The sequence below is a fragment of the Moraxella lacunata genome (assembly GCF_002027545.1).
Lineage (GTDB): Bacteria > Pseudomonadota > Gammaproteobacteria > Pseudomonadales > Moraxellaceae > Moraxella > Moraxella lacunata.
Genome location: NZ_MXAN01000013.1, coordinates 1 through 7058, shown reverse-complemented (window position 1 = coordinate 7058; position 7058 = coordinate 1). Strand labels below are relative to the sequence as shown.

Genomic DNA, 7058 nt, shown 5'->3' with positions numbered 1-7058 from the left:
ATTGCAAATACAAAAGGCAGGCACACCCTAAACAACGACTTACTTAAAAAAATGAACAGTCATTATACCATAGTTTTGCCATATAAAGGTATTTACTTTGTATCCACAACACACCAAAAAAATACCCCGTCAAAAACAGGGTATTTTATAAACAACCATTAAAGCGATTATTTTAAAACGATTATTTCAAAAGTAACTTGTTAATCCGCTTTAAATACCCCGCAGGGTCATCAGGCTGTCCACCATCTGCGATTAGGGCTTGGTCAAAGATAACTTCGGCTAGGTCGTCAAAATCACCACTGTTTTCAAGCCGTGCAATCAGCGGATGCGTGGGGTTAATTTCAAGCGTGGGCTTGACATCAGGCACAGGCTGTCCCATTGCTTTTAGCATTTGAGCCATTTGCGGGGTCAGCTCGCCATCGCCCACAACAAGACAGGCAGGAGAGTCTACCAGACGGCTCGTTACTCGCACGTCTTTGGCTCGTCCACCAAGCACCCCTTTTAGGCGTTCTACCACAGGTTTGAGGGCTTCTTCTTGTTTTTTGACTTCTTCTTTTTCGGCGTCATCGGTCAAATCGCCCAAATCCACCGCCCCTTTGGCGATGTTTTGTAATGGCGTGTCATCAAATTCGGTCAAGAAGTTCATCGCCCATTCGTCCACTTTTGATGTCATCAGGATAACTTCAATGCCTTTTTTGTTAAATAGCTCTAACTGTGGGCTGTTTTTGGCAGAAACTAGGTTTTCGGCAGTGAGATAATAAATCGCCTTTTGACCGTCTTTCATGCGTGCCTTATAGTCGGCAAAACTGGTCTCAACGCTGTCATTTGTGCTTGTGGCATAGCGGAGCAGTTTGGCGATACGCTCTTGGTTTGCTTTGTCTTCGCCCAAGCCTTCTTTGATGACATCGCCAAACTCTCGGTAGAAGTCGGCAAATTTAGCTTGTTTGGTCTCATCTTCGCTATTTGCTAGGCTTGCCAATAGGGTCAGCACACGGCGGGCGTTGCCTTCACGGATAGACTTGACATCACGGGACTCTTGCAAAATCTCACGGCTCACGTTCAGCGGTAAATCAGCACTGTCAATCACGCCCTTAACAAAACGCAGATACACAGGGAGAAGCTGTTCGGCATCGTCCATGATAAACACACGCTTGACATAGAGTTTTAGCCCACGTTGCTGTTCACGGGCGTACAGGTCAAACGGGGCTTTTTTGGGGATATATAGAAGCTGAGTGTACTGCACACGCCCTTCCACTCGGTTGTGCGTCCACGTCAATGGCTCATCAAAATCATAGCTTACGGTTTTATAAAACTCGCTGTACTCATCATCATTAATCTCGCTTGGCGTGCGTGTCCATAGGGCGGACGCTTTGTTAATCGTCTCCCATTCGTCCGTCAAAATCATCTCGCCATTTGGCACAGGGGCGTTTTCGTCCTGCTCGGCATCTTCTTGCCACACTTCTTTACGCATTTGAATGGGTAGGCTGATGTGGTCGGAGTATTTTGATACGAGCGACTTGATTTTATAGCGGTCAAGATAGCTGTATTCGCCGTCTTCATGCTCCACAAATTCATCTTTTAGGTGCAAGGTAATGGAAGTGCCACGGGTAGGCTTGTCAATAGACTCGGTCGTGAATGAGCCTGTGCCGTCCGATACCCAGCGTACGCCCTGACTGCTTGGCTCGCCAGCTTTGCGAGTTTCTACCGTGATTTTGTCCGCCACGATAAAGCCCGAGTAAAAGCCCACGCCAAACTGTCCGATAAGGTTGCCGTCTTTTTTGTCAGCGTCTGATAATTTGTCCAAAAAGGCTTTGGTGCCTGATTTGGCAATCGTGCCTAAGTTGTCAATCACGTCCGCTTCGTTCATGCCAATGCCGTTGTCGCTGATGGTCAAGGTCTTGGCGTCTTTGTCAATTTCAATGCGAATGGCAAGTTCGCCGTCATTTTCGTAAAGACTGTCATCACTTGTCGCCAAAAAGCGTAATTTGTCGCACGCATCGGACGCATTAGACACCAATTCACGAATAAAGATGTCAGGGTTTGAGTAGAGTGAATGCGTTACAAGGTGCAGAAGCTGATTGACTTCGGTTTCAAAGGTGTGGTTTTTGATGGTCATAAAAATATCCTGTCAAATTCAAGGTAAAAATCAACAGGATAAAAATAGGGATAGGGGCGGATTTTTCAAGGGGATTTATCGCACCTGCTGATAATCAGCTTCTGGCACGTATGAATTTGCCGTCGCCTTTGGCATGACTATCCATAAGATGAAATAAACGAGCACCCCCGGCACGGCAGCACTGGCGGTTGAGATGATGACAAACAGAAGTCGCACCATCGTGAGCGACCATCCCAGATATTCTGCGATACCGCCCATCACGCCTGCTATCATGCGGTGATGACGTGAACGATGTAATTTGTATAATTTTGCTTGTGCCATGATAAAACCTTATTTGTTACTTTTATTTACTATTACTCCCAAAAATTTGCGTATAATATAAATAAAATTGGTTGAAAAGAAAAAGAAAGAGTGATTAAGATAACAGCTAAAACCATGATTTTCAAGCGATTTTACTCAATCTTACGATTTTCACTTAACATTACAAAAAGGTGACATAATGAACACAGGCATTCTCATCGGACATTTTGAACCCCTACATTTGGGGCATTTGGCGGACATCAATCACGCATCAGGGCAAGTGGATACCTTACACATCGTGGTATTGCCCAAAGATGGTGATAGCCCATTTAAGCCAACTTTGCAAGACAAAGCCCGAGCCGTGCAAGTGGCGTGTGAGTTTTTTGGGTTTATTAAAGTGCATACGGCTAATAGTTTAAATTTTACTGATTTAAATGGGAATATAAGTGGGCAAACTTGGGCTTATGATGAGCCAAACTCTGATGCATCACTGATTGATGTAATTATTAACGCCCTACAAATCAATGACACGCCCACCCTATTTATCAAATCATTTGCCGAAAATAATCTTTTAAATAACCAAACCTACCAAATCGCCCTACTACCCGATAACCCTTATAATAGCACCGCCATTTATCAAAATCCCATTGCCCATTTTCACGTCATTACCCCGTCCGCCAAACAAAACTACACCAAAACCGTCTGTATCGTGGGCGGTGAAAGCTCGGGCAAAACCACGCTCGTACACAAACTTGCCAATCATTATGGGGCAAATTTTGTCTTAGAAATGGGGCGACTCTACACCCACAGTGATTTGGGTGGCACGGAGATTGGATTGCAATACAGCGATTATCCCATTATTGCCAATCAGCATTATTTGGCAATTCAAAACGCCCTAAAAAACGCCATTAGCCCCATTGCCATTATTGATACCGATTTTATTACCACCCAAGCCTTTTGTGAAACGTATGAAAATCGCACTCACCCTTTATTAACGGCATTTTGTGAAAATGTCAAAATGGATTATACCATTATGCTCGATAATAACGTCAAATGGGTCGCAGACGGAATGCGGTCATTAGGCTCGGACGATGAACGCAGTGCTTTTTCAAAGACGCTCATGAGATTATTTGACAAATATCAAATTACCCCACATATTATTAACAATAAAGACTATCACGACAGATATTTATCGGCGGTCAAATTTATTGATACTGTTATTTTTAAAAAATGATTTAAAAATGATTTAAAAATTTGTCAATTTGACAATAAAATTAACACAAAAAATCGGGGACATGCCCCGATTTATGATGATAGATATTTTAAAACAATCCTTTTATCCAATCCACCAAACTCTCCCACATGCGACTGACAAACCCCGCCTGCTCTGCATCTTCATCAGCAATGATGGGTGTACTGGCAACCGTTCTGCCATCTAATACTGCCATCATCTGACCAAGCTCTTGCCCTTTTTTGATGGGAGCGGTGATGTTATCATTGAGCTTGATGGCGGTGGTGAAATTGCCCGTTTGGTTTTTGGTGGTGAGTACTTTTAGGTCGCTGAGCGTACTGGCAGTGACGGTTTTATTTTTGCTAAATTTGACGGGGATATTACCTGCATTTGTTCCGCTGGTGGCGACGACCACATTGGTAAAATGCCCAAAACCGAATTCTAGTAGCTCACGAGCTTGGTCAGCACGGGCTTGCATGCTCTTTGCCCCAAGCACGATGGCAATCAGACGCATGTTGTCTTTGCGGCTTGATGCCGCCAATGAATAACCCGACTCGGCGGTATGTCCTGTTTTTAGACCATCAACGGTGGCATCCGTGAACAGCAAGGCATTGCGATTGCCTTGTTTGATGTTGTTATAGGTAAATTCTTTTTCGCTATAAATGGGGTAATACTGTGCTGAGTTCTTGATGACCGTGCGTGCCAGCACCGCCAAATCATGAGCCGATGAGCGATGTCCTTCGGCAGGCATGCCTGTGGCATTGGCAAAATGGGTGTTGGTCATGCCCAGTTTGGCAGCTTCATCATTCATAATCACCGCAAAGGCAGATTCTGACCCCGAGATATGCTCCGCCACGGCAATCGATGCATCATTGCCAGACTGTACGATGATGCCCCGTAGCATGTCAATGGCGGTGGCACTCTCGCCCAGCGGTACATACATGCACGACTGACTGCTTGACCCCCGACACCATGCCGTCTCGCTAACCTTGATGGGTGTGGTCTCAGACAACTCGCCTGAGAGCAGTTTTTGCTCCAAGATATAGCTAGTCATCATCTTGGTTAATGACGCAGGGGGCAGTGGCGTGTCAGCATTGCTCTGGGCAAGCACCGTGCCTGTGTCATAATCCATCAGTACATAGGCGGCGTTGTCTTGGGCGGGGGGATTGATGCCGTTATTGGCAAGGGCGGTGACAGAGACTGTCAAAAACGCCAAGGCTAGGGAAGTTTTCTTAAAAAAAGTCATCATACCGCAAATTCACTCAAATTTATGCATAAAAAGTGCTAACTATACCAAACTTTACTAAAAATATAAAATTGTTTTTACTGTTTTTGTCGTTTTGACAAAATTCCTTTTGGTCGCCCAATCCACATTCTTTAAAATGCTCGCCCCACATTGGCAAATTGAGCACAAATCTCACGGTTTTCTCTATCAGGAAAAGTTGCCGTCCATGCTCGCACATTTTGCAGTACCGCTCGGTAATCTTGCTGTGTGGACAGATAAACAAGCACTTCTTCGGGGTCGTCAGCGTTAGGAATGAATGCCCGAAGCTGACTGTCATAGGCTTCATAGAACCTGTCTCTTTGACGTCCGTGTAGCATATTTGGGCACATCTCTGCCATGACTTGTATCAACGCCAGTTCATATTTGGTCACCCGAACATCGGGCAAGTCGTTGGTGCTGACAGTGTACGCCTTGGCAGGTTTGAGCAACTTGATGTTTTTGTGCTGAGCATTGGCAGGCAAAGCGGTCATGACAGTCATGATATAAGCACAAAAAATAATCACAAACACCTTTGGGAATGTTATTTTGGCGGTGTTTTTTGCAAAAAAACCATCAAAGCACGTCAATCCATGACAAGTGATGGCGATACTGGGTTTGGCAAGACGGGTAAAAGATACTGACATAAGCATGGCAATGACCGACTTATTGACTGAATGAACGGCACTATCATACCCATAAATCTTTAAAACAATGTCTCAAATTTGCCCAAAAATGTAGAATAATTGTGTTTAAAAATCAAGTTTAGTAACGATGCAGTAACAGTTGTGTCCAATTTATGAATAACTTACCTTGGCATACTGATTTGGGCAACATTCTGTTTTTACTTTTTAAAAAATTAATTCATAAAATCATCACATTTTGGACATTTTTCTTTATAATACCCTTTGCTCCATGCTCAACTTTGATATAAGCGATTGATTTATCGAGGGCAAATGACAATTCGTCCCCACAACTCAAAAATAATTATTGAACAATCAATAATTTGCCATTTTAAGTTGAGAATAAAGTATCCTTTTTAAGTTTTAATAATATCATTATGAATCATAACCGCCTAATTGACCCCAATACCAAAAAAGACGACAATCTCGACCGTGCCATTCGCCCCACCACCCTATCTGACTACATCGGGCAACCCAAAGTGCGTGAGCAGATGGAAGTGTTTATCACTGCCGCCAGACAACGGGGCGAAGCGTTAGACCATACACTCATTTTTGGCCCGCCTGGTCTGGGTAAGACCACCCTTGCCAACATCATCGCCCGTGAGATGGGCGGAAACCTACGTTCCACCAGCGGCCCTGTGTTAGAGCGAGCAGGCGATTTGGCTGCCATGCTCACCAACTTAGAGGAGAGGGACGTGTTGTTTATTGATGAGATTCATCGCCTATCGCCTGTCATCGAGGAGATACTCTACCCTGCGATGGAGGATTTTCAGCTTGACATCATGATAGGCGAAGGCCCTGCCGCCCGCTCCATCAAACTTGACCTACCCCCTTTTACGCTTGTGGCAGCGACCACTCGGGCGGGGCTTTTGACATCGCCCTTGCGTGATAGATTTGGCATTGTCCAACGCCTTGAATTTTATGATGTGGCGAACTTGACCACCATTGTGAGACGTTCGGCACGCCTGTTAGGCATTGACATGGAGGAGATGGGGGCGGTAGAGGTCGCCAGACGCTCTCGTGGTACGCCCCGTATCGCCAACCGTCTGCTACGGCGGGTGCGTGATTATGCCGAGGTCAAGGGCGATGGCGTGGTTACAGGGCAAATGGCAAGCCTTGCCCTAGATATGCTCTCGGTGGACAAACAAGGGCTTGACCACTTAGATAGGCGTTATCTGTCCATGTTAAAAGAGCGTTTTGATGGGCGACCTGCGGGCGTGGAGGCGATTGCGGCGGCGATGGCAGAAGACCGTGGCACGCTAGAAGACGTGATAGAGCCGTATCTGATTCAGCAGGGTTATATCCAACGCACGCCAAAGGGGCGGATATTGTTGGATAAGGGATTAGCGATAGATGATTAAGTAAGATTATGTTGGGATATACTTTATCAATTTACTCTGCTCGTGGCTTAACATGGTAACTTATTGATTATCCTATCATTATTTTTAATTGTAGATACCATAAACC

General features: G+C 45.0%; 6 protein-coding genes. 2 read left to right on the top strand and 4 right to left on the bottom strand.

The features are described from left to right. Nucleotides 1-181: 181 nt before the first annotated feature. Nucleotides 182-2116 carry a molecular chaperone HtpG gene (htpG, locus tag B5J94_RS02835; RefSeq protein WP_062498485.1) on the bottom strand — a complete coding sequence of 645 codons (1935 nt, stop codon included), beginning with the start codon at nucleotides 2114-2116 and terminating at the stop codon, nucleotides 182-184. 75 nt (nucleotides 2117-2191) lie between these two features. Then, nucleotides 2192-2437: a PspC domain-containing protein gene (locus B5J94_RS02830; RefSeq protein WP_062498484.1), complete on the bottom strand. Its 246-nt coding sequence runs from the start codon at nucleotides 2435-2437 to the stop codon at nucleotides 2192-2194. A gap of 178 nt (nucleotides 2438-2615) precedes the next feature. Between B5J94_RS02830 and nadR the strand changes: the two genes are divergently transcribed. Next, nucleotides 2616-3650 carry a multifunctional transcriptional regulator/nicotinamide-nucleotide adenylyltransferase/ribosylnicotinamide kinase NadR gene (gene nadR, locus B5J94_RS02825; RefSeq protein ID WP_062498483.1) on the top strand — a complete coding sequence of 345 codons (1035 nt, stop codon included), beginning with the start codon at nucleotides 2616-2618 and terminating at the stop codon, nucleotides 3648-3650. Nucleotides 3651-3738: 88 nt separating this feature from the next. Here nadR and B5J94_RS02820 read toward each other — a convergent pair whose 3' ends face one another. Next, a complete protein-coding gene (locus tag B5J94_RS02820; RefSeq protein ID WP_062498482.1) occupies nucleotides 3739-4893 on the bottom strand; it encodes a D-alanyl-D-alanine carboxypeptidase family protein in 1155 nt (384 codons plus the stop codon). 131 nt (nucleotides 4894-5024) lie between these two features. Then, on the bottom strand, nucleotides 5025-5555 hold the full coding sequence (locus B5J94_RS02815; RefSeq protein ID WP_062498481.1) for an MCR_0457 family protein: 531 nt from the start codon (nucleotides 5553-5555) through the stop codon (nucleotides 5025-5027). Nucleotides 5556-5968: 413 nt separating this feature from the next. Here B5J94_RS02815 and ruvB point away from each other — a divergent pair, with 413 nt between their 5' ends. Then, on the top strand, nucleotides 5969-6952 hold the full coding sequence (ruvB, locus tag B5J94_RS02810; RefSeq protein ID WP_062498480.1) for a Holliday junction branch migration DNA helicase RuvB: 984 nt from the start codon (nucleotides 5969-5971) through the stop codon (nucleotides 6950-6952). The last annotated feature ends 106 nt before the right edge of the window (nucleotides 6953-7058 follow it).